A 19,784-nucleotide genomic window follows, 5' to 3' on the forward strand; every position below is an offset into this window, starting at 1 on the left:
TGCCATGGGTCCCAGGACCTGACCCGGGGATGACGAGGAAGGCAGGCGGGCGTTCGGGCGGCGCACAGCGGCGCCGCCGGAACCGCTCAGGCTGCCCTGGTCTGGACCGGCTTGAGCCAGTTCAGCAGCGCGCCGTAGGGGGCGAGCATGACAAGGCCGACTGCGATCTTGACGCAGAAGTCCCCAAAGGCCAGCGACACCCAGAGCGGAACCTCGCGGCCGAGGAAGGCCACCGGGAAGGCGAGCGAGCCGTCTTCCATGCCGAGGCCCGTGTCGAGGACCGCGAAGCGGGCGGCGAAGGCGAGACTGAAGAAGATGATCGTGTCGAGGATCGAGCCGAGCACGGTGGAGAGCAGCGGCGCGCGCCACCAGGCAAGGCGGCGCAGGCGGTTGAACACCGTGGCATCCAGCATCTGGGCGACGAGGAAGGCCGAGCCGGACGCGATCGCGATGCGCGGCGTCGCCAGCCAGACCGACAGGATGACGGCAATGACGAAGCCCGCCAGCACGACCTTGCGCGCGGCGGAAACGCCGAAATGCCGGTTCGTCAGGTCGTTGACGAGGAAGGCGACGGGATAGGTGAAGGCGCCCCAGGTCAGGATCTCGCCAAGCCCGAAATGGGCAAAGGGATACTGCACGAGGACGTTGGAAACGGCGACGACGGCCGCCATGGCTGCCACGAAAGGCAGAAGGGCACGGATGCTGACCCGCATTTTTTTATCCTGGGTGATGCCACCAGCTGGCCGGGAAACCCGGCGGTTCACGATGTGCCCGGCAAGCCGACGCCTGCCGGGAGGGCTCTCAGGCCGATCAGGCCTGTTCGGCGAGCTTCTTGGCGATCTGCTTCTTGAGCACGCGGGCGCGCTGCGACAGATCGTTGGAAGAGGCCTTCAGCAGGAAGGCATCCAGGCCGCCGCGATGCTCGACGCTGCGAAGCGCGTTGGCGGAGATGCGGAGGCGGTAGCTCTGCCCCATGGCTTCCGACATCAGCGTGACCTGCACGAGGTTCGGCAGGAAGCGACGACGGGTCTTGTTGTTGGCATGGCTGACATTGTTACCGGACATGACGGCCTTGCCGGTCAGTTCGCAAGCACGGGACATGAGATCACCTTTTTCTTCGTTTGTCTCTTTCGCGGCCAGCCCGAACACGATCAGCGGTTGTTCAACCGCGTCTTGTTTCCGGGGCGGCCTCGTGGAAAAATCCCGCGTTCCTTAGTGGCAAAGCGCCTTGCCGTCAAGCAACGAATGCGCCTGCCGCTGCGTTGCATTCCGGCAAACGACACAACTTCGCCGGATTCGCCCTGTAGCCGCGAGCGCAGAGGGACAGCAGGCGACCGGGCATCTGGCCGGCGCGAGAGAGGCTACGACGCATGCGCCATTTACGCACCATCCTTTTTGCCACCGCGATGGCGGCGACGCCGGCAGCAGCGCAGGCGCTCGAGGCGGGACCGGCCTTCGTCACCGAGTATCGCATCTCGATTCTCGGGCTGCCGCTTGGCGTCTCGCATTTCGAGAGCCGGGTCGACGGCGACCGCTTCACGGTGGAAGGCACCGTCCGCAGCGCCGGCATCGCGCGCATCTTCGACAAGACGGTCGCCAATTCCCGCGTCGAAGGCCGCATGACCGACGAAGGCGTGCAGCCGACGAGCTACGCGCTCAACTACGTCTCCGGCAAGAAGAAGCGCGCCGCCGAGCTCGTGTTCCGGAACGGGAACGTCGTGGAAACGCGCCTGTCGCCGAAGCCGCGCAAGAACGACCGGCTGGTGCCGGTTGGCCCGCAGCACCTGACGGCGGTCAGCGATCCGCTGACGGCGAGCATCGTGCGTGCCGGCAGCCCGGAAGCGGTCTGCGCCCGGACGCTGCACGTGTTCGACGGCCAGATGCGCATGGACATCGCCCTGTCGGCGCCGCAGGTCGGCAAGGTGAGGCTCGCCGGTTATTCCGGTCCTGCCGTCACCTGCAAGGCAAAGTTCACGCCGGTGGCCGGCTACCGCAAGGGCAAGAAGTCGATCGAGTTCCTGCGGACCAACAACAATATCTCGGTCACCTTCGCCCGGCGCGGCTCGACAGACGTTTATGCGCCGGTTAAGGCTTCCGTGCCGACCTATATCGGGACGCTGACGATAGCCGCGACCCGGTTCGGTCCGGCCGACTGAGGCACGGGCGCGGGGCCGCTTTCCCCGACAGGGGGACCGGACGCATGGCGCGCGCCACTTTCATCGGATTTCTTGCCGTCGTCCTGTGGGCGCTGCTGGCGCTGTTCACCGATGCCTCGGGCGCGGTGCCGCCCTTCCAGCTGGCCGCGATGAGCTTCGCGGCCGGAACGGCGGTCGGCCTTGTGGCGCTGGTGCTGCGCGGCAAGTCGCTGTCGGCCCTGCGGGTGGAGCCGAAGGCCTGGGCGGTGGGCGTGATCGGTCTGTTCGGCTACCACTTCTTCTATTTCTCGGCGCTGAGGAATGCGCCGGCGGTCGATGCGAGCCTGATCGCCTACCTGTGGCCGCTGTTCATCGTCGCCGGTTCGGCGCTGATGCCGGGCGAGCGGCTGCGGATCCATCACGTCATCGGGACGCTGATGGGGCTTGTCGGCACCGGCCTGATCGTGACCAAGGGCAAGGGGCTCGATTTCGATCCCGCCTACGGCTTCGGCTACGCCATGGCCTTCGTCTGCGCCTTCCTGTGGTCGGGCTATTCGCTGCTGTCGCGGCGCCTGGCGAACGTGCCGACCGACGCGGTGACCGGGTTCTGCGCGGCCACGGCCGTGCTTGCGCTCGCCTGCCACCTGGCGCTCGAGCAGACGGTGTGGCCGGCCACGCCGACGCAATGGCTGGCCGTTCTCGGCCTCGGCCTCGGACCGGTGGGCGCAGCCTTCTATTTCTGGGACCACGGCGTCAAGCACGGCAACATCCAGGTGCTGGGCGCGTCGAGCTACGGCGCGCCGCTGCTCTCCACGCTGGTGCTGATCGGCGCCGGGTTTGCCGAGCCGACGGCCATCGTGCTGGCCGCCTGCCTGCTGATCACCGGCGGCGCGGTGCTGGCCGCCTGGCCTATGCTGGCGGGTCGCGGCAAGCCCCCGGTGGCCGAGACCGTGCCATGACGCTGCTGCCGTTCCCCGGTGGGATTCACGAAACGGGCAACGGCCTGCTGCTGCTGTCGGCGATTGCCGCGGTCCTCTATGCCCTGATGCTCGGCCAGCCGGTCTCGTGGCGGCGCACGGCATCCAAGACGCTGTCGACCGCGCTGCTGGCGCTGATCGCATCCCACGCCGGAGGGCCATGGGCGCTGGCGGCGGGACTGGCCCTGTCGGCGCTGGGCGATTTCTTCCTGGCCCATCACGACGACCGTTCGTTCATGGCCGGCCTGGCGTCGTTCCTGGCGGCCCATCTCGTCTTCGTCTGGCTGTTCGCGACGCACGATCCGGCCGCGGCTTCGGCCCTGCCGGTGGTGATGCTGCCCGCCGCGGCCGCCTACGCGCTGATCGCGCTGGCCGCCGGCTGGACGCTGTTCCTCGGCGCGCGGCTGATGCCGGCGCTGGATGGCGGGATGCGGGTGCCCGTCGCCATCTACATCGCGGCCATCGTGGCGATGGCGGCCACGGCCTTCCTGTTCCAGCCGCTCGGCGTCGTGGCCGGCGCGCTATTGTTCGTGGCCTCGGATTCGGTGCTCGCCATCGAGCGTTTCCTCATGCGCGAGGGCGATCCGCGCCAGGGCGCTGCGCATCTTTTCGTCTGGTCGACCTATTACCTGGCGCAGGCGGCCTTCCTGGTCGCGCTAACCTGACGGCTGCCAGCCCGGCGGCGCCATCTCGAAACGGTCGAACAGGAAGCCGGGCGCCACCGTGCAGCCGACCAGTGTCCAGGCGCCGAGGCTCTGCGCCGACTGCCATCCGTTGGGCGGGACGACAGCCTGCGGGCGCTGGCCGGCGGCGAGGTCCATGCCGAGCACGACGCTCGACACGGACCGGCCGTCGCCGGACCGGTCCAGCCGCAGCGGCGCGCCGGCATGCCAGTGCCAGATCTCGGCGGCGTCGGAGACGCGGTGCCAGTGCGAGCGCTCGCCGGCTTCCAGCAGGTAGAGGATCGCGGTGGAATGACCGCGCTCGCCGCCACCGCTGCCGTCGCGAAAGGTCTCGACGTACCAGCCGCCTTCGGGATGACGCCGCATCGCCAGCGTCTCGCGGATCGCCTCCGGCGTCAGGACAGTGTTGTCATCCCCGGCCATGGCGTCAGAAATTGTCCTTGCGCTTGCGGATCTCGGCGAGCACTTCCCAGTCCTCGGCGCCGCTCATGCCGAGATGGGCGCGGATCGCCGGGTCGCCCCAGCGCAGGAAGGGATTGGTCTCCAGTTCCCGGCCGATGGTGGTCGGCAGGGTCGGCTTGTCTTCGCCGCGCAGGACCTCGATCTCCTTCAGCCGTGCCGCGAGCGCGCTGTTGTCGGGGTCCACGGTGACGGCGAAACGCGCGTTGGCCAGGGTGTATTCGTGGCCGCAGTAGACCGCGGTCTCCGGCGGCAGGGCCGCGAGCTTCGACAGCGACGTGAACATCTCCTGCGGGCCGCGCTCAAACAGGCGGCCGCAGCCGAGCGCGAACAGCGTGTCGGCGGTGAAGACCACGTGATCGTCCGGCAGATGGTAGCAGACATGGCCGGCGGTATGGCCCGGCGTGGAGATCACCTCGACGCGGTGGCCGGCCCAGTCGAAGCGGTCGCCGTCGCCAACCAGCCGGTCCAGCCCGTCGATGCGCCCGGCCTCGGCCGCGGGCCCGACCACCTCGCAGCCATAGGCAGCCTTCAGCGGCGCGACCGCCTCGACGTGATCGCCGTGGTGATGGGTGATGAAGATATGCGTCAAGGTCCAGCCCCGGGCGGCGAGGCGGTCACGGATCGGGCCGTTCTCGGGCGCATCGATGGCCACCGTGCTGCCCGTTTCCGGGTCGTGCACCAGGACGCAGAAATTGTCGGAGCGGCACATGAACTGTTCGATCTGCAATGGCATCAATCGTCTCCCTCGTTTCGTCCAGACCCTATTGGACGCGCGGCGCAATGTCACTTGGTCGGGGTGGTTGCGCTGGTGTCTGCGCGTGCTACCGTCCCGCCCATGTATGGCGACATCGTCGATTTGCGAACCTTTTATGCGTCCGAACTCGGACGGTTGGCCGAACGGTCGATCGCCCGGGCGCTGACGGCGGTCTGGCAGCCGCTGGCCAACGAGCGGCTCGTCGGCCTTGGCTACCCGCTGCCCTGGCTGGACCGGTTCTCGCCCGATACCGAACGGACCTTCGCCTTCATGCCGGCGGGGCAGGGCGCTGTCAGCTGGCCGCCGGAAGGGCCAAGCGCTGCCGCACTGGTCTTCGACGAGGAACTGCCGCTGCCGGACAGCTCCATCGACCGGCTGGTCATGGTGCACCTGCTGGAGCACTCGGAAAACCCGCGCGAAACGCTGACGGAAGCCTGGCGCGTCCTGTCGCCCGGCGGACGGCTGATCGTGGTCGTTCCGAACCGTCGCGGCGTCTGGGCGCGGTTCGAGCACACGCCGTTCGGTTCCGGGCGGCCGTTCTCGCGCGGACAGGTGACGACGCTGCTGCGGGATGCCAATTTCACGCCCGGCGCCTTTGCCGATGCCCTGTTCTTCCCACCCTTGCGCAAACGCTGGCTGATCAAGGCCGCGCCGACGCTGGAACAGGCGGGCCGGCGCTTCTGGCCGGTGTTCGCCGGCGTCCTCGTGGTCGAGGCACAGAAGCGGCTCTACCAGGGCCGCCCCGTGGCACAGCGCGCCTCGCGCCGCGTCTTCGTGCCGGTGCTGGCGCCGCAGGCCGTCTCGCGGACCAGGGAGGCATGATGCCGGCGGCGCGCGATGCGCCGCGCCACCTCGACATTTCGCCTCATCGCCTGTATGTCGGCTCGCGGCCGTCTCGAAGGGCGGCCTTCCTTTCATCAACGGACCCCCGCCATGGAAAAGAGAGCCAATCCCACCCGTCCCGAGCCCAATCCCGGCGTGATGGACATTGCCGCCTATGTGCCCGGACGCGAAACCGTGCATGGCGTCGACAAGGTCTACAAGCTCTCGTCCAACGAAACGCCGCTGGGCTGCTCGCCGAAGGTGCGCGCGGCCATCGAGGCGACGCTTGCGAAGCTGGAAATCTACCCGGACGGACAGTCGGAGGACCTGCGCCACGCCATCGCCGAAGTGCACGGCCTGAACCCGGCCAACATCGTCTGCTCCAACGGTTCCGACGAACTGCTCGGCCTGCTGGCCCACGTCTATCTCGGCGAAGGCGACGAGGCGATCTATACCGAGCACGGTTTCCTGGTCTACCGCATCCAGATCCTCGCCAACGGCGCGACGCCCGTCGTGGCTGCCGAGAAGGACGAGACGGCCGACGTCGACGCCATCCTGGCCTGCGTGACGGAGCGCACCAAGGTCGTGTTCCTGGCGAACCCGAACAATCCGACCGGCACCTACATTCCCTACGAGGACGTCAAGCGGCTGCGCGCCTCGCTGCCGTCCCACGTGCTGCTGGTGCTGGATGCGGCCTACGCGGAATATGTGCGCCGGAACGATTACGAGGCCGGCATGGAACTGGTGGCCAACAACGACAACACGGTGATGACGCGCACCTTCTCCAAGATCTACGGGCTCGCGGGCCTGCGGATCGGCTGGATGTATGCGCCGGCGCATATCTGCGATGCCATCAACCGGGTGCGCGGGCCGTTCAACGTCAACGCACTGGCGATCAAGGCCGGTGCTGCGGCGATCCGCGATCGCGGCTTCATCGAGGCGGCGGTGTCGCACAACGACGAGTGGCTGGCGAAGCTGACCGAGGCCTTCACCGGGCTCGGCCTGCGGGTGACGCCGTCGGTCGGCAATTTCGTGCTGGTGCATTTCCCGGAGAACGATCCGGAGCACACGGCGGAAGCGGCGGATGCCTTCCTCTGCGCCCGCGGCTACGTGCTGCGCCGCGTGACCGGTTACGGTTTCCCGAACGCATTGCGGATGAGCATCGGCACGGCGGAGGCCAACGAAGGCGTCATCGCGGCGCTGAAGGCGTTCCTGAAAGGATAATCCCTTGGCTGACAGCAGTTCCGCGGCGGCGGGCGGCGAACCGATGTTCGCGCGCATCGCCCTCATCGGCATTGGCCTGATCGGCTCGTCGCTCGCCCACGTCATCCGGCGGGAGGGGCTGGCCGGCGAAACCGTCGTGTCGACGCGCAGCGCCGACACGCTGAAGCGCGCCGAAGAGCTGGGGCTGGGCGACCGCTACGAGGCCGACGCGGCCACGGCGGTGCGCGATGCCGATCTCGTCATCGTCTCGGTTCCCGTCGGCGCGTCGGGTTCGGTTGCCAAGGCCATCGCCGGGGCGCTGAAGCCGGGCGCGATCCTCACCGACGTCGGCTCCACCAAGCGCTCGGTCATCGACCAGATGGCGCCGCACGTGCCGCAGGGCGTGCATTTCATTCCCGGTCACCCGATCGCCGGTACGGAGCGTTCCGGCCCCGACGCCGGCTTTGCCGACCTGTTCGAGGGGCGCTGGTGCATTCTCACCCCGGTGGACGGCACGGACGAGGCTGCGGCCGACCGGCTGCGCGCCTTCTGGGAAGCCTGTGGTTCGCGCGTCGACGTCATGGATGCAGACCACCACGACCGGGTGCTGGCCATCGTCTCGCACCTGCCGCACATCATCGCCTACAACATCGTCGGCACGGCGGACGACCTGGAAACGGTGACCAAGTCGGAAGTCATCAAGTATTCGGCCTCCGGCTTCCGCGACTTCACGCGCCTTGCGGCGTCCGATCCGACGATGTGGCGCGACGTCTGCCTGCACAACAGGGATGCGATCCTGGAAATGCTGGCGCGGTTTTCCGAGGACCTCTCGGCGCTGCAGCGGGCGGTGCGCTGGGGCGACGGCGACAAGCTGTTCGACCTCTTCACCCGCACGCGGGCGATCCGCCGCTCGATCATCGAGGCCGGCCAGGATACCGCGGAACCGGATTTCGGGCGTCACGCGGATCACGCCCCGAAGGGCTGACGTCTCCGGTCAGGGCAGCGGCGGCAGCGGGTTCAGCCGGATGAAGCCAATCGTCGGCACGCCATCCTTGACGCTGACCGGCAGGGTCGGGCCTTCTGCACTGCCTCCGGCAACGGTGACCGCCGTCAGCACGGTATCGACCGTCCTGGCCTGTTGCGGGTAGAACTTCTTCGCCAGCGACGCCAGCGCGGACGGGTTGCGCAGGGTCAGCGAGAAATCGCCGCTGAGACGCCCCTGCGTGTCGACGCTGTAGGGGCCGGTGATGCGCATGCCGGAGGTCTCGCCGATCGCCAGCGAGAGATCGCGCAGCGTGCCCTCCGTGCCGCGCAGCGACCGGTTGCCGCTGGCCAGCCAGAAGGCGCCGTCGCGCATGCCCAGATCGGCCGTCAGGGCGAGGGGCGGCAGGTCCTGGCCGCTGGTCAGCGCCTTGTCGACCTGCACGCCGGTCAGTGCCGCTGCGATGTCGAGCGCACCCTGGTTGGTGCGCATGTGAAGCTGGACATCCTCGGCCGTGCCGATTGGCGGCTGTTCGCCGGAGCGGACAGCCAGGCGTGCCTTGCGCGCCTCCAGCGAGACGCGCGCCGGCACGGGCCGGCTCGCGCGTACGCTGGCCTGGAGGTTTTCCCAGTCGGCCGCCAGCGGCAGGAGGCCGGGCAGGTCGATCTCGGCCGGGCCGTCGATCTCGCCGACGACGTGGCTCGGCGCGTAGACCTGCGCGGCGGTCCGCAGGGCCCCGGCCTTCACCGCGATGCCGCCTTCGGGGCGGCGCCATCCCGTGGCATCGCAGAACAGGCCGATGCGGAACGGATAGCCGCGGGCTTCCGGGCTGGCGCATTCGGCCTCGACGCCGCGCTCGGCCTGGCGGGCGAGGGCGAGGCGGGTTTGCTCTTCGAGGCGACCGGCGATATAGAACCAGCCGGCCGTGTAGAGCGCGATGGCCGCGACGATGGACACGGCGAGCCAGATAAAGCGGCGTGCGTAGCGGGGAGCGGGCTTGTCGGTTCGGGTCATCGCGACGGGCGGCCTTTCATTTCAGTCATGGAACGTTTCGCATGAACACGAACGCCGATATGGGCGATTTTTGGGTCTTCGGCTACGGTTCGCTGATGTGGCGGCCCGGGTTCGATTTCATCGAGAGCCGGCGCGCGCACCTTCATGGCTTCCGGCGGGCACTGTGCGTGCGGTCCTACGTGCATCGCGGCACCGAACAGCGGCCGGGCCTCGTGCTCGGCCTCGACAAAGGCGGGTCGTGCGTCGGCGTGGCGTTCCAGGTGGCGGGCGTCCATCGCGACGGGGTGATCACCTACCTGCGGGAGCGCGAACTGGTGACGCATGTCTACCGCGAGCGCTGGCTCAGCATCTCGCTCGACGATGGCCGGCGGGTTCCGGCGCTGGGCTATGTCGTCGACCAGCACCACCGGCAATATGCCGGACGCCTGGGCGTCGACGAGGCGGCCCGCCACGTGGCCGGGGCGCGGGGGCAGTCCGGCCCGAACGAGGAATATGTCGCCAACACGGTGGAGCACCTGCGCCAGATGGGGATCCGCGACCGCTGGCTGGAGGCGGTCGCCCACCACATGCATCAGCGCTGACCGGGGCATCAGCGCCGCGGAAGGCCGGCGGTATCGATGCCGAGTTCCTCGAGGCGCCGTATGGCCGTCTCCGGCATGGGCGGCGGGTTGGCGCCGGTGGCCGCCTCGACGAGATAGGCGTCGCAGGCTGCCTCGATCTCCGACTGCAGGCGCGCCTGGAATTCCTCGCGCGGGAGCCCGGCCGGGATCGGCGGCAGGAAACGGGCCCGGATGGTGCCGGGATAGCGCAGCATCTTGCGGCGCGGCCAATAGAGGCCGGCGACATGGGCGACCGGGACCACCGGCACGTTCAACTGCGAATAGAGCTCGACGATGCCGTACTTGTAGGCCGGTTCGGCGCCGGGCGGACGCCGCGTGCCTTCCGGGTAGATGATCAGTTGCCGCCCCTCGGCCATTTTCTCCCGGGCTTCGCGAACAGCCTTCTTCAGCGCGACCGACCGTTTGCCGCGATCGATCGGGATCATGCGCATCTTGGCCACGTACCAGCCGAACAGCGGTATCCACATCAGTTCCCGCTTGAGGATGTAGAGGGCATCGGGAATCCACGGCAGGAAGGCGATGGTGTCCCAGACGGACTGGTGCTTCGGCGCGATGATATAGCCGCCATCGGGCAGGTTCTCCTGGCCGGTGACTTCCGATTTCACGCCTCCGATCCAGTGGAGCAACCACAGGTTCACCCTCGCCCAGGTCTTGGGGACCCACCAGGACTTCTTTCGTGGCGCGACGAAGTAGAAAGGCGTGTAGACGATCATCTGGACGATGGTCGCCACGTAGAAAGCCGCGTTGAACAGCAGGGAGCGCAGGAGGATCATGAAGCGTCCGGACCAGTATGATGTGCTGCCGACCGGATTACACGATGGCGCGCGAAAGGCCAATGCCGGGCAGGCGATGGCGGTGGCGCAGGTTTGCCCTGCCTGACCGGGGCGGCGGACGGTCTGAAATCGCCGTTGCGGCGGCGGATCGCCCGACCCGCCTGCAGAACGGTTCCTTGTTTCGCATTTGTGCGACGGCGGATGATTTCATCCGCCTGCAAAACGGTTCCTTGTTTCGCATTTGTGCGACGGCGGATGATTTCATCCGCCTGCAGAACGGTTCCTTGTTTCGCATTTGTGCGACGGCGGATGATTTCATCCGCCTGCAAAATGCTAGTGCACCGAGGCTCGCAGGGATTCGGATTCCTGGTCGCCCGGGAAGACGCCGCGCGCCATCGCGGCCACATACTTGGTATATTCCGTCAGCAGCACGCGCAGCGCGGCCGGTTTCACCATCCAGCGGCCGTCATCCATGGGCGTGTTGACCACCGGCCAGGGTGTGATGGCAATGTCGCCGGCCGTCCGCTTCAGTTCCATCATCGAGCGCGGCATGTGGTAGTTGTTCGTCACCAGGATGACGCTTCTGTAGCCGTTGCGCTTGAGCCACTTGGCGCTCTCCGTCGCATTGCCGATGGTGTCCAGCGCCTCGATGTCGATGTCGATGCAGCAGTTGAACAGGGCGCTGCGCGCGCCGGTCGCCTTGCGCAGGCTGGTGCGGGTGGTGACGGGATTGACGCCTGAAATCAGCAGGCGCTTGCCGTGGCCGTTCTCGAGCAGGTCGATGGCGGTGTCGAGGCGATGATAGCCGCCGGTGAGCACGATGATCGCGTCGGCATCGGCAATCGCCCCGGGCGGCGCCATGCGGCTGACGGAGTCGGCGAAAAAGGTGAAGCCGGCGACGAAGACCGCGGCGATGACGAGAATGCCGAGAAACGTGTAGCGCCAGGCACGGCGGAGCCGGCGGATCACGGTCGGCCCCTCCGTCTTCTCCGCCATCGCTGCCGGCATGGCAGCCCCGGCGCAATCATCGTTGGCATTCGCGTTCATGCAATTTCGTTACATGGCAATTGCGGCATTGAATAGCCAAAAATGCGGACAATCCGGCCGCTCCGGCGGTTCGCTGCCCGCGCGGGAGGTCAGCCGCTGCTGGTGGCGTCGAGGTCATTGAGATGGGACAGGACGGTGAAATGGGTTGTCAGCGCGGTGAGAAGGGAGATCAGGATCACGACTGCGATGACGCCCAGATAGCCCGGAATGCCGATGCCGAAGGTGCCGAACAGGGCCGTGGCCTGGTCGGCCTGCGGCGTGGCCAGGTTGCTCGCCGTCCACCAGGAGATCAGCAGGAAGACGAGAACCGCAAGCGCCCCGCCGATGGCCGCGCCCTTCATGCCGACGGAGAGGAAATGGCTGCGGAACTCCACCGCGATGAACTTGCCCTCGGCGCCGACGAAATGGAGCACCTCGATGATATGGGCATTGCCGGCCATGGCGCCACGGGTGGCGAAGACCACGGTCAGAACGGTGGCCGCCAGCATGAGGGCGAGAACGGCCATGCCGATGGCGACCGTCGTGCGCGCCATGGAGACCAGGCGGTCGACCCAGGCGCGGTGATCGTCGAGGGACAGGTGCTCCACCGCGCCGGTCAGGGCCTGGCGCATGGCGTTGAAATCGGGCGGATTGCGTTCGTTGATGGTGACCACGACGAGGCGTGGCACCGGCAGTTCATCGATGTCGAGGCCGCTGCCGAGCCAGGGCTCGAGCAGGCGGGCGGTGGCTTCCCGGTCGACGATCTCGGCCGACCTGACGCCGTCGAACCCTTCGGCGATGGCGGCCGCCTTGGCCAGCGCCGCGTCCATGTCGAAGCCGTCCTCCGGGCGGATCTGGATCGTCGCCTCGCGGGCGATCTGGCTTTGCCAGGTCGAGGCGGTGTCGCGGACCAGCGTGACGGCGCCGAGCGTCAGGCAGGACAGGAAGGTCATGATGGCGATGACGAAGATCAGCGCCCGGCCGGCGACGTTGCCGGACGGGACGATGGGCGTGGGCCTGCGCGCGCGGGTGTTGAGGATGCGCGGAATGGCCCGGACCGGCATGTCGGGGAGTTTCGGCAGGCGCGGCGTCTCGCCGACCCGGCTGGCCTTGCCGCCGTCCTTCGGCGCCTTCGTGCCCGGTGCTGCCTGCGGCGGCCTAGTCATAGATATCCAGCCTCCCGTCGGAGAGGATCATGCGCCGGGCATCGACCTGGTTCATCAGCGACAGGTCGTGGGTGGCGATGAGGACGGCGGTTCCGGACCGGTTCAGTTCGATGAAAAGGCGGAGCAGGCGTCGCGCCAGGGGCGGGTCGACGTTGCCCGTCGGTTCGTCGGCGAGCAGAATCTCGGGCTGCTCGATCAGGGCGCGGGCGATGGCGGCACGCTGCTTCTCGCCGCCGGAGAGGACCGGGGGGAGGACATGCATGCGGTCGCCGAGGCCGACCCACTTGAGCAGCTCGGTGACGTCGTTGCGGTAGCCGGATTCCTCGCGGCCGCGGATGCGCAGCGGCAAGGCAACGTTTTCCCACGTGGTCATGTGGTCGAGGAGCCGGAAATCCTGGAAGACGACGCCGATGCGCCGCCGCAGGTGCGGCAGTTCGGCCCGGGTGATCTGGGTGCGGTCCTTGCCGAAGACCGTGATCAGCCCGCGCGTCGGCTTGAGCGACATGAACAACAGGCGCAGCAGGGTGGTCTTTCCGGCGCCCGACGGCCCGGTCAGGAACTGGAAGGAGCGCTCCGGCAACTGAAAGGAGATGTCGCGAAGGATCTCCGGTCCCATGCCATATCTGAGGCCAACATTCTCGAAACGGATCACGCCGTTCAATCCTTCGCCTGCGGCGCCGCGGACGCCATACCCGGTGCCGGGCAAATCAGTCGTTCGTCTTGGTTAGCTGTCCCGGGCACGAGGGGTCAAGAATCCTCTCGCCCGGTGGCGGTTTTGAGGAAGCGTTAACCATTTCTTGACGCGGGCCACGCCACACATGAGGGAACGACGAATCAGGCGAACCATGGCGACGCAGACCGGCCCCCAGCCGCTGGACGGCGAGATCATCGACATGCGGGACCCGGCGGGCGCTCCCGGGGCCGCCGGCCTGCGGGACGATGCCGAGGTCGTCGGCTTCGAAGCCGTGACGCCGGATACGGACACGCAGGCCCACGGCAGCCGGGCGTGGCGCCAGCCGCCTGACACCGGGGTTCTGGCGGCCGGCGCAGACGGCCTGGCGATGCTGCGCGCGCAGCCGGCGGGCGCCGAAGACGGCGCCACGCGGGAGCACTGGGCCGGCCGCTGGCTGAAAACGGCCGGTTTCGTCTGTGCCGGCGCCGCGTTCTGGGTCAATGGCGGTCATGCGCTGTTCATCGGCCCATCTTCCGCGCCCGACCTCGTGATCGCCGACGTGACGTCGCGCCTGGAGACGCGCGACGGGCAATCGCTGGTGCGGGTGGATACGCGCGTGGAAAACCGCGGCAGCGGAACGGCGCAATTGCCGACCCTGGTGGTCTCGGTGCACGGGCGGGACGGATCGACCACACGGTACAAGCTGGGGACAAGCCGGAACGGCCTCGGACCGGGCGCAAGCCACCTCTTTTCCGGCCATGTCGCAGCGCCTAATGTAGGCGTTGACCGGGTGTCTGTGCGCCTGGCAAACGCGGGGAGCGGCTAATGCAGACGGTCAGGGGCAAACAGATCGAAGTGCTGTTCAGCGCGTCCACCATCGCCCGGCGCAACCTCGAACTGGCCAAGGAGATCGCCGAGCGCGACTTCAACGACCTGCTCGTCATTTCCGTGCTCAAGGGCTCGTTCATCTTCGCGGCCGACCTGATCCGGGCCATGCATGATGTCGGGGTGGCGCCGGAGGTGGAATTCATCATGATCTCCTCCTACGGGGCCGGGCGCACCAGCGGCGAGGTCAAGGTGCTGCGCGACATCGACAACGACGTCACCGGGCGCGACATCCTCGTCATCGACGACATCCTGGAATCGGGCAAGACGCTGAAATTCGTCCGCGAGCTGATGCTGTCGCGCGGGGCGCGGTCTGTTTCCATCGCCGTTCTGCTCGACAAGCGCATGCGCCGGACCAGCGAGATCGATGCCGATTTCACGGGGTTTGACTGCCCCGACTATTTCGTGGTCGGCTATGGCATGGATGCCGGTCACGCGTTCCGCGAACTGCCCTATGTCGGGTTCATCAAGGATGAGGCTTGAGGACAACCATGGCCAAGATACTTCTTGTCGAAGATGACGATTCGGTGCGCACCTTCACCGCGCGTGCGCTCGGCGTGGACGGGCACAGCGTGGAAACGGCCGAGGACGGCGAGATCGGACTGTCCATCCTGACCGGCGAATCGGGTGGCTTTGACCTCGTGCTGTCGGACATCCGCATGCCGGTGATGGACGGCATCGAGATGGCCAGGACGGCTGCCCGGGATTTTCCCGGACTGAAGATCCTGCTGATGACGGGCTATGCCGAACAGCGCGAACGGGCCGGCGACCTGGCCGAGATCATCATCGACGTGGTGCCCAAGCCGTTCACGCTGTCGGAAATCCGCTCGGCCGTTGCCGGCGCCCTGGCCGCCTGAGCGGCCTGGAGCGTTTCCGCAATTCCCTGGATTGCTCCAAAGCTCCCCGTTGTTTCTACGCGCTTCCGGACGGGACCCGGTGTCCACTTTCGCTGGAATTGCTCTAGCTACCGGCTGACTGGAAAAAGGTCAGCCGGTTCGAGAAGGGGTCCGTCAGCGTCATTTCGCGCATGCCCCAGGGCTGGTCGATGATGGCCGGTCGAAGATGGCGATCGTCTTTCGCGGCCAGTTCGCGATGGAATTCTTCGATATCCTGAACGGCGATGCGAATCCTGGCGCCCGGCGAGCTGTCGCCGTGGTGCTCGGAGAGATGGAGCACGGCGTCATCACGCCGGATTTCCAGGTACAGGGGCAGCGCCGGTTCGAAACGGTGCTCGAAAACGACCGTGAAGGACAGGTAGCCGCAATAGAATTCGCGGGCCTTCTGCTCATCGAAGATTCGCAGGATGGGAACCGGAGTGCCGAGAGCCGTCACTGCTGCTCCAGCAGGCGCTCGAGATATTCCTTCTCCAGTTGCGGCGACAGCGCATCGCCCAGGCGCTTGCGAATGGCCTCGAGGATTTCGCGGGCGCGCTGCGCATCGATCTCGTCGGGCACCTTCACGGTATCGCCAAAATCCGGACCGGTAGTCGCCCGCGGCCGGCCGAGCGGATCGCGGTCGTCGGCGCGCGTGTTGCCGCCGGGCTCGGAGCCGCCCTGTCCGTTCTGCTGCGCCTGCTGCTGCATCTGGTTCATCATGTCCTGGGCGCCGCGGCGAAGGGCTTCCAGCGCCTCGCCCTGGCGGCCGACGGCCGATTCGCCATCGGCCTGGCCGAGCGCCTTGCCGGCCTGGCCCATGCGGTCCTGCGCCTCGCCGAAGCCTTCGCCCGGCTCGATGCCCATGCCGCGCAGGCTCTCCATGAGCTGGCCCAGTTCACCCTGCAGCTGTCCCTGGCCTTCCTGGAGGCCACGAAGCGCCTCGGCCAGTTCGTCGGGCGTCATGCCACCCTGACCCTGGCCCGGCTGCTGGCCGTTCTGGCCCATCTGGCCGTCCTGCTGGCCCTGTTGCCCCTGCTGTCCGCGCTGGCCCTGCTGCCCGCGCTGGCCCTGTTGCCGGCCTTCGCCCTCCTGCTGTCCGCGCTGCATCTGGTCGAGGCGGAACGTCTCGTTCATCATTTCCTGCTGGCGGCGCATCAGTTCGCCGAGCTTGTTCATCTGCTGGCGCATCTGGCCCTGCTGACCCTGCTGGCCATTCTGCTGGCGGCCGGCCTGCAGGTTGCGCATCATGTTCTCAAGCTGGGAAAGAAGCTGCTCGGCCTTGTCGCGCTGACCGGACTTGGCGAGGTCCTCCATCTGCTTGAGCATCTGCTCCAGGTCGGACTGGCTGAGTTCCTGGCCCTGCTGGGGCATCTGCTGCGCCATGTTGGGATCCTGCTGCGCGCGCTCGGCGAATTCGCGCAGGAAATTGTTCAGCGCCTCGCGCAATTCCGCGATCCGCTTCTCGATTTCCTCGTCGCTGGCGCCGTTTTCTAGCGCGTCCCGCAGGGCCTGCTGGGCATCGCGGAGGCGGCGTTCGGCGTCGGTCAGGTCGCCGTCCTCGATCTGGACCGCCAGTTCCCACATGTAATCGACGGTTTCGCGCAGGGCATCGTCGCTGTCGGCCAGCTTGAGCCGGGTCCGCAGCGCCATAAGGCCCAGGTAATGGGCCATGTTTGAGAACGTGTCCTCGGGGCGAAGCGTGGCCGAATCGAGCAGCAGCAGCACCCTTGGCTTGCGGTTGGCATCCAGTGCCAGCATGCGTCTCTGCTCGATCACCGCCCTGGCCAGCGGGTTGGTGAAAACGCGCTCGGGCATGGTGATCGCGACCGGCTGCGTGTAGCCTTCCTGACCGGCGGCGTCCGTCACCTTGAGGCGCATGCGCGCCCTGGCGCCTGCCCAGGGGTGTTCGGCCATCATGGTCGTGGTTTCGGCATCCGCCTGGCGGCCGCGCGGCATGGTCAGCGGCATTTCAGGTGCTTCATAGAGCGGATGGGCGTTCGGCGCCTGTTTCTCGGCCAGTTCGAACAGGGTTTCGCCGGATTGGGCGCCGTAGTCGTCCTTGACCGTGTAGCCGAGCGTGAAGGTGCCGTTGGGTTCGCGCTTGGGATCTCCCTTCAGGGCGATTTCGGGCGGCTGGTCGGGGATGACGGTGAAGGCCCAGTCGTTGATCGGCGTGTCACCCATGGACAGCCGGAGGTGGCCGTCGCCTTCGAGCGTCAGCGAGAACTGGCGGGCCGCCGTTCCGGTGCTGCCGGCGGGCGCGGACGACGAGGCGCCTTCCGGATCGATGACCCGGGCGGCTTCGGCGCCGGCGGCCTGGAACGACAGGTCCTCGCTGCCTTCGCCGCCGGTGACGCGCACGATGGCCCTGGAGCCTTCCGGAACGGTGAAACCGGATTCGCCGCGATTGGCATCGGCGGTGAGGAAAACGGGCGCCCGCCCGGTGTAGGCCGGCGGCGTGACCCATGCATCGACACGGGGCGGGATGGCCGGGGCGCCGCCGCGCGCGGTCAGGAGGTCGGTGAGACGGCCGCCGTTCGGGCCGAAGGAAAAGGCAAAGGCGGCTGCAAGCAGGAGGGCCGGAACGGCACGCAGCGCCCAGGGATCACGCGCCGGAACGCCGGTGGAGGGCGAGCCGGGCGCCAGCCGGTCCAGTCCGGCGGCGATGCGCTTCTGGTGCTCGCGCCACAGGGCCTCGGCGAAGGGATCGCGCGCGCGCGCGGCCAGCGTGTCGGTCTGTGCCGTGACCGGCCGGTGCAGCAGTGCGTTGGCGCGCTCGATGCGGTGGTCGACGTCCTGCGAGCGCGGCAGGCGCAGGCGGGTCAGCGGGTAAAGGGAGGCAAGCGCGGCCAGGGCAAGCGCCGCGCCGGTCGCATAGCGGACGCCATCGGGCATGAGGCGGAAGAGGCCGAACCAGGAGATGACGGCGAAGAGCGCGGCGACGATGACCAGCGGCAGGCAGAGCGGCCAGAGGCGCTCGACGATCATCACGAGGCGCACGATGAACCGCGTGCGTTTCAAACGTTGCATGAGGCCGGTCGTGGTCTGCATGGCGTCCTTCCGCTTTCCCTGCCCATCATCGGCCGGGACCAGGGACAAGGATAGCGAAAAATGCGCCAAAGGCGAGGCCACCCCACGCAAACGTGAGCGGCCGTCTTTTCCGGCCGGCGGCGGCTCAGAGCCAGTCGGGCAGGGAATCGAGGCCGATCATGTCGTCGTAGCCGGGGCGGGGCCGGATGACATGGAAACGGTCGCCATTGACCAGCACCTCGGGCACCAGCGGGCGGGAATTGTAGGTCGATGCCTGGACGGCGCCGTAGGCCCCGGCCGAACCGACCGAGAGCAGGTCGCCGGCCGAGACGCGCGGCATTTCGCGGTCCTGGGCCAGGTAGTCGCCGGTTTCGCAGACCGGGCCGACGATATCGGCGAAGATCCGCGAGGCGGTCGCGGCCTTCTGCTCGACCGGATAGATCTCGTGATGGGCGTCGTAGAGCGTCGGGCGGATCAGGTCGTTCATGCCGGCGTCGACGATGACGAAATTCTTCGCGTCGCCTTCCTTCACGTAGATCACTTCCGTCACGAGGATCCCGGCATTGCCGGAAATCAGGCGCCCGGGCTCGAAGATGGCCTTGAGGCCCAGCTGCGTGACGTGCTTGCGCACGACCTCGGCATAGTGCTCGGGCAGCGGCGGCGGGTTGTTGTCGTCCTTGTAGGGGATGCCAAGGCCGCCACCGAGGTCAACGTGCTCGATCTCGTGGCCGTCCTGGCGCAGGGTCTGCACGAGTTCGGTAAGGAGCGCGAAGGCGTCGTCGAAGGGCTGCAGTTCGGTGATCTGGCTGCCGATGTGCATGTCGATGCCGGCGACACGGATGCCGGGCAATCCGGCGGCCTCGGCATAGACGGCGCGGGCGCGCTGCCAGGGTATGCCGAACTTGTTCTCCGCCTTGCCGGTGGAAATCTTGCGGTGGGTCCTGGCGTCCACGTCCGGGTTGATGCGCAGCGAGACGGCCGCTTCCCGGCCGAGCGCCACGGCGCGGGCCGACAGCAGTTCCAGTTCCGGTTCCGATTCGACGTTGAAGCAGCAGATGCCGGCCTGCAAGGCAAAATCGATCTCGCGGGCGGTCTTGCCGACGCCGGAGAAGACGATCCGGCCGGCGGGAATGCCGGCGGCAAGCGCGCGCCGCAGTTCGCCCTCGGAGACCACGTCGGCGCCGGCGCCGAGGGCTGCCAGCGTCTTCAGGACGGCCTGGTTGGAATTGGCCTTCATGGCATAGCAGATCATCGCGTCGAGGCCTTCGAAGGCCTTGGCGAAAACCTCGTAATGCCGTCTCAGCGTGGCGCTGGAATAGACGTAGAAGGGCGTGCCGACGGCGCGGGCGATCTCCGGCACCGGCACATCCTCGGCGTGGAGCACGCCGTCACGATATTCGAAATGGTTCACGGCAGACGATCCTGGCGCTCAAGACAGATGGATCACTCGATCAGCGGATCGAGAATGAAAGGCTTGTTCTTTTCCGGTTTCTGCGGCTCGGGCACCTTCTCGCCGGTCTTGCGCGCGTCCCGGGCCTCGCGAACCGATGCCTGGTAGGGCGTTTCCAGCGAACTGCGGCGGCCGCACCCGGCGGCCACGGCCGCGATCATCAGGAGGCAGAGCCCGGTCGAAAGGGATTTACTGATCGCGGTCATCGGTCTTCCGTTGTGTGATCCGGGACTTCCTATAACTGATCGCAGCGT

At 67.5% G+C, this 19,784-nt stretch carries 23 protein-coding genes; 10 read left to right on the plus strand and 13 right to left on the minus strand.

From position 1 onward, the window contains the following. Nucleotides 1–86 precede the first annotated feature (86 nt). Together CSC94_RS18210 and rpmB are read right to left on the minus strand one after the other, a co-directional pair. Nucleotides 87–713 carry a queuosine precursor transporter gene (locus CSC94_RS18210; RefSeq protein WP_245408405.1) on the minus strand — a complete coding sequence of 209 codons (627 nt, stop codon included), beginning with the start codon at nucleotides 711–713 and terminating at the stop codon, nucleotides 87–89. A gap of 97 nt (nucleotides 714–810) precedes the next feature. Next, the gene (rpmB, locus tag CSC94_RS18215; protein ID WP_099307906.1) at nucleotides 811–1,101 is read right to left on the minus strand and encodes a 50S ribosomal protein L28; all 291 of its coding nucleotides are present in this window, start codon (nucleotides 1,099–1,101) and stop codon (nucleotides 811–813) included. Nucleotides 1,102–1,370: 269 nt separating this feature from the next. On the opposite strand from rpmB, the gene CSC94_RS18220 reads away from it, so the two are divergent. From CSC94_RS18220 to CSC94_RS18230, 3 genes are read left to right on the plus strand one after another with little or no spacing between them, the layout of a single operon-like run. Then, nucleotides 1,371–2,156, plus strand: coding sequence for a DUF3108 domain-containing protein (locus CSC94_RS18220; RefSeq protein WP_099307805.1), 786 nt, complete (start codon nucleotides 1,371–1,373; stop codon nucleotides 2,154–2,156). Between the two features lie 44 nt (nucleotides 2,157–2,200). Further along, a complete protein-coding gene (yddG, locus tag CSC94_RS18225; protein WP_099307806.1) occupies nucleotides 2,201–3,094 on the plus strand; it encodes an aromatic amino acid exporter YddG in 894 nt (297 codons plus the stop codon). Next, a complete protein-coding gene (locus CSC94_RS18230; RefSeq protein WP_099307807.1) occupies nucleotides 3,091–3,777 on the plus strand; it encodes a lysoplasmalogenase family protein in 687 nt (228 codons plus the stop codon). Before yddG ends, CSC94_RS18230 begins: the two co-directional genes overlap by 4 nt. Here the strand turns inward: CSC94_RS18230 and CSC94_RS18235 are convergent. Both CSC94_RS18235 and gloB read right to left on the minus strand, forming a co-directional pair. Beyond that, on the minus strand, nucleotides 3,769–4,218 hold the full coding sequence (locus CSC94_RS18235) for a cupin domain-containing protein (RefSeq protein ID WP_099307808.1): 450 nt from the start codon (nucleotides 4,216–4,218) through the stop codon (nucleotides 3,769–3,771). The genes CSC94_RS18230 and CSC94_RS18235 overlap by 9 nt on opposite strands. Before the next feature lie 4 nt (nucleotides 4,219–4,222). After that, nucleotides 4,223–4,993 (minus strand): hydroxyacylglutathione hydrolase, encoded by a 771-nt coding sequence (gene gloB, locus CSC94_RS18240; RefSeq protein ID WP_099307809.1) that lies wholly within the window; start codon nucleotides 4,991–4,993, stop codon nucleotides 4,223–4,225. A 72-nt stretch (nucleotides 4,994–5,065) separates the two neighbouring features. Here gloB and CSC94_RS18245 point away from each other — a divergent pair, with 72 nt between their 5' ends. The 3 genes from CSC94_RS18245 to CSC94_RS18255 all read left to right on the plus strand — a co-directional run bounded on the left by CSC94_RS18245 (nucleotide 5,066) and on the right by CSC94_RS18255 (nucleotide 8,021). After that, a complete protein-coding gene (locus tag CSC94_RS18245; protein ID WP_245408406.1) occupies nucleotides 5,066–5,833 on the plus strand; it encodes a class I SAM-dependent methyltransferase in 768 nt (255 codons plus the stop codon). Nucleotides 5,834–5,944: 111 nt separating this feature from the next. Next, nucleotides 5,945–7,057, plus strand: a complete 1,113-nt coding sequence (gene hisC / locus CSC94_RS18250; RefSeq protein WP_099307811.1) for a histidinol-phosphate transaminase — start codon at nucleotides 5,945–5,947, stop codon at nucleotides 7,055–7,057. 43 nt (nucleotides 7,058–7,100) lie between these two features. Next, nucleotides 7,101–8,021 carry a prephenate/arogenate dehydrogenase family protein gene (locus tag CSC94_RS18255; protein WP_099307907.1) on the plus strand — a complete coding sequence of 307 codons (921 nt, stop codon included), beginning with the start codon at nucleotides 7,101–7,103 and terminating at the stop codon, nucleotides 8,019–8,021. 9 nt (nucleotides 8,022–8,030) lie between these two features. Here the strand turns inward: CSC94_RS18255 and CSC94_RS18260 are convergent, their stop codons facing one another. Then, on the minus strand, nucleotides 8,031–9,032 hold the full coding sequence (locus CSC94_RS18260) for a DUF2125 domain-containing protein (protein WP_099307812.1): 1,002 nt from the start codon (nucleotides 9,030–9,032) through the stop codon (nucleotides 8,031–8,033). A gap of 41 nt (nucleotides 9,033–9,073) precedes the next feature. On the opposite strand from CSC94_RS18260, the gene CSC94_RS18265 reads away from it, so the two are divergent. Next, the gene (locus CSC94_RS18265) at nucleotides 9,074–9,613 is read left to right on the plus strand and encodes a gamma-glutamylcyclotransferase (protein ID WP_245408407.1); all 540 of its coding nucleotides are present in this window, start codon (nucleotides 9,074–9,076) and stop codon (nucleotides 9,611–9,613) included. A gap of 8 nt (nucleotides 9,614–9,621) precedes the next feature. Here the strand turns inward: CSC94_RS18265 and CSC94_RS18270 are convergent, their stop codons facing one another. The 4 genes from CSC94_RS18270 to ftsE all read right to left on the minus strand — a co-directional run bounded on the left by CSC94_RS18270 (nucleotide 9,622) and on the right by ftsE (nucleotide 13,269). After that, nucleotides 9,622–10,425, minus strand: coding sequence for a lysophospholipid acyltransferase family protein (locus tag CSC94_RS18270; RefSeq protein ID WP_099307813.1), 804 nt, complete (start codon nucleotides 10,423–10,425; stop codon nucleotides 9,622–9,624). Nucleotides 10,426–10,758: 333 nt separating this feature from the next. After that, on the minus strand, nucleotides 10,759–11,472 hold the full coding sequence (locus CSC94_RS18275; RefSeq protein ID WP_245408408.1) for a YdcF family protein: 714 nt from the start codon (nucleotides 11,470–11,472) through the stop codon (nucleotides 10,759–10,761). A gap of 89 nt (nucleotides 11,473–11,561) precedes the next feature. Next, entirely contained in the window at nucleotides 11,562–12,515 is a 954-nt protein-coding gene (locus tag CSC94_RS18280; RefSeq protein ID WP_099307910.1) for a cell division protein FtsX, read from the minus strand. A 94-nt stretch (nucleotides 12,516–12,609) separates the two neighbouring features. Then, the gene (gene ftsE, locus CSC94_RS18285) at nucleotides 12,610–13,269 is read right to left on the minus strand and encodes a cell division ATP-binding protein FtsE (protein ID WP_099307911.1); all 660 of its coding nucleotides are present in this window, start codon (nucleotides 13,267–13,269) and stop codon (nucleotides 12,610–12,612) included. Between the two features lie 193 nt (nucleotides 13,270–13,462). On the opposite strand from ftsE, the gene CSC94_RS18290 reads away from it, so the two are divergent. From CSC94_RS18290 to CSC94_RS18300, 3 genes are read left to right on the plus strand one after another with little or no spacing between them, the layout of a single operon-like run. Beyond that, nucleotides 13,463–14,116, plus strand: a complete 654-nt coding sequence (locus CSC94_RS18290) for a hypothetical protein (RefSeq protein WP_099307814.1) — start codon at nucleotides 13,463–13,465, stop codon at nucleotides 14,114–14,116. Next, nucleotides 14,116–14,658 carry a hypoxanthine phosphoribosyltransferase gene (hpt, locus tag CSC94_RS18295; RefSeq protein WP_099307815.1) on the plus strand — a complete coding sequence of 181 codons (543 nt, stop codon included), beginning with the start codon at nucleotides 14,116–14,118 and terminating at the stop codon, nucleotides 14,656–14,658. Before CSC94_RS18290 ends, hpt begins: the two co-directional genes overlap by 1 nt. 8 nt (nucleotides 14,659–14,666) lie before the next feature. Next, nucleotides 14,667–15,032 (plus strand): response regulator, encoded by a 366-nt coding sequence (locus tag CSC94_RS18300; protein ID WP_099307816.1) that lies wholly within the window; start codon nucleotides 14,667–14,669, stop codon nucleotides 15,030–15,032. A 103-nt stretch (nucleotides 15,033–15,135) separates the two neighbouring features. Here CSC94_RS18300 and CSC94_RS18305 read toward each other — a convergent pair whose 3' ends face one another. The 4 genes from CSC94_RS18305 to CSC94_RS18320 form a co-directional block, all read right to left on the minus strand. Continuing rightward, nucleotides 15,136–15,507 carry a glyoxalase superfamily protein gene (locus CSC94_RS18305; RefSeq protein ID WP_099307817.1) on the minus strand — a complete coding sequence of 124 codons (372 nt, stop codon included), beginning with the start codon at nucleotides 15,505–15,507 and terminating at the stop codon, nucleotides 15,136–15,138. Next, a complete protein-coding gene (locus CSC94_RS18310; RefSeq protein WP_099307818.1) occupies nucleotides 15,504–18,101 on the minus strand; it encodes a TIGR02302 family protein in 2,598 nt (865 codons plus the stop codon). Before CSC94_RS18310 ends, CSC94_RS18305 begins: the two co-directional genes overlap by 4 nt. Before the next feature lie 124 nt (nucleotides 18,102–18,225). Next, nucleotides 18,226–19,491: a diaminopimelate decarboxylase gene (gene lysA / locus CSC94_RS18315; protein WP_099307819.1), complete on the minus strand. Its 1,266-nt coding sequence runs from the start codon at nucleotides 19,489–19,491 to the stop codon at nucleotides 18,226–18,228. A gap of 32 nt (nucleotides 19,492–19,523) precedes the next feature. Then, nucleotides 19,524–19,736, minus strand: a complete 213-nt coding sequence (locus CSC94_RS18320) for a hypothetical protein (RefSeq protein WP_099307820.1) — start codon at nucleotides 19,734–19,736, stop codon at nucleotides 19,524–19,526. Between the last annotated feature and the right edge of the window lie 48 nt (nucleotides 19,737–19,784).

The organism is Zhengella mangrovi, assembly GCF_002727065.1.
GTDB classification, from domain to species: domain Bacteria; phylum Pseudomonadota; class Alphaproteobacteria; order Rhizobiales; family Rhizobiaceae; genus Zhengella; species Zhengella mangrovi.

Excerpts from the sequence above, each read along its gene's own strand:
- CSC94_RS18210 (WP_245408405.1), bottom strand. The coding sequence starts at position 713 with ATGCGGGTCAGCATCCGTGCCCTTCTGCCTTTCGTGGCAGCCATGGCG.
- rpmB (WP_099307906.1), bottom strand. The coding sequence starts at position 1,101 with ATGTCCCGTGCTTGCGAACTGACCGGCAAGGCCGTCATGTCCGGTAAC.
- CSC94_RS18220 (WP_099307805.1), top strand. The coding sequence starts at position 1,371 with ATGCGCCATTTACGCACCATCCTTTTTGCCACCGCGATGGCGGCGACG.
- yddG (WP_099307806.1), top strand. The coding sequence starts at position 2,201 with ATGGCGCGCGCCACTTTCATCGGATTTCTTGCCGTCGTCCTGTGGGCG.
- CSC94_RS18230 (WP_099307807.1), top strand. The coding sequence starts at position 3,091 with ATGACGCTGCTGCCGTTCCCCGGTGGGATTCACGAAACGGGCAACGGC.
- CSC94_RS18235 (WP_099307808.1), bottom strand. The coding sequence starts at position 4,218 with ATGGCCGGGGATGACAACACTGTCCTGACGCCGGAGGCGATCCGCGAG.
- hisC (WP_099307811.1), top strand. The coding sequence starts at position 5,945 with ATGGAAAAGAGAGCCAATCCCACCCGTCCCGAGCCCAATCCCGGCGTG.
- CSC94_RS18255 (WP_099307907.1), top strand. The coding sequence starts at position 7,101 with ATGTTCGCGCGCATCGCCCTCATCGGCATTGGCCTGATCGGCTCGTCG.
- CSC94_RS18260 (WP_099307812.1), bottom strand. The coding sequence starts at position 9,032 with ATGACCCGAACCGACAAGCCCGCTCCCCGCTACGCACGCCGCTTTATC.
- CSC94_RS18265 (WP_245408407.1), top strand. The coding sequence starts at position 9,074 with ATGAACACGAACGCCGATATGGGCGATTTTTGGGTCTTCGGCTACGGT.
- CSC94_RS18270 (WP_099307813.1), bottom strand. The coding sequence starts at position 10,425 with ATGATCCTCCTGCGCTCCCTGCTGTTCAACGCGGCTTTCTACGTGGCG.
- CSC94_RS18275 (WP_245408408.1), bottom strand. The coding sequence starts at position 11,472 with ATGAACGCGAATGCCAACGATGATTGCGCCGGGGCTGCCATGCCGGCA.
- CSC94_RS18280 (WP_099307910.1), bottom strand. The coding sequence starts at position 12,515 with ATGCCGGTCCGGGCCATTCCGCGCATCCTCAACACCCGCGCGCGCAGG.
- CSC94_RS18290 (WP_099307814.1), top strand. The coding sequence starts at position 13,463 with ATGGCGACGCAGACCGGCCCCCAGCCGCTGGACGGCGAGATCATCGAC.
- hpt (WP_099307815.1), top strand. The coding sequence starts at position 14,116 with ATGCAGACGGTCAGGGGCAAACAGATCGAAGTGCTGTTCAGCGCGTCC.
- CSC94_RS18300 (WP_099307816.1), top strand. The coding sequence starts at position 14,667 with ATGGCCAAGATACTTCTTGTCGAAGATGACGATTCGGTGCGCACCTTC.
- CSC94_RS18310 (WP_099307818.1), bottom strand. The coding sequence starts at position 18,101 with ATGCAGACCACGACCGGCCTCATGCAACGTTTGAAACGCACGCGGTTC.
- CSC94_RS18320 (WP_099307820.1), bottom strand. The coding sequence starts at position 19,736 with ATGACCGCGATCAGTAAATCCCTTTCGACCGGGCTCTGCCTCCTGATG.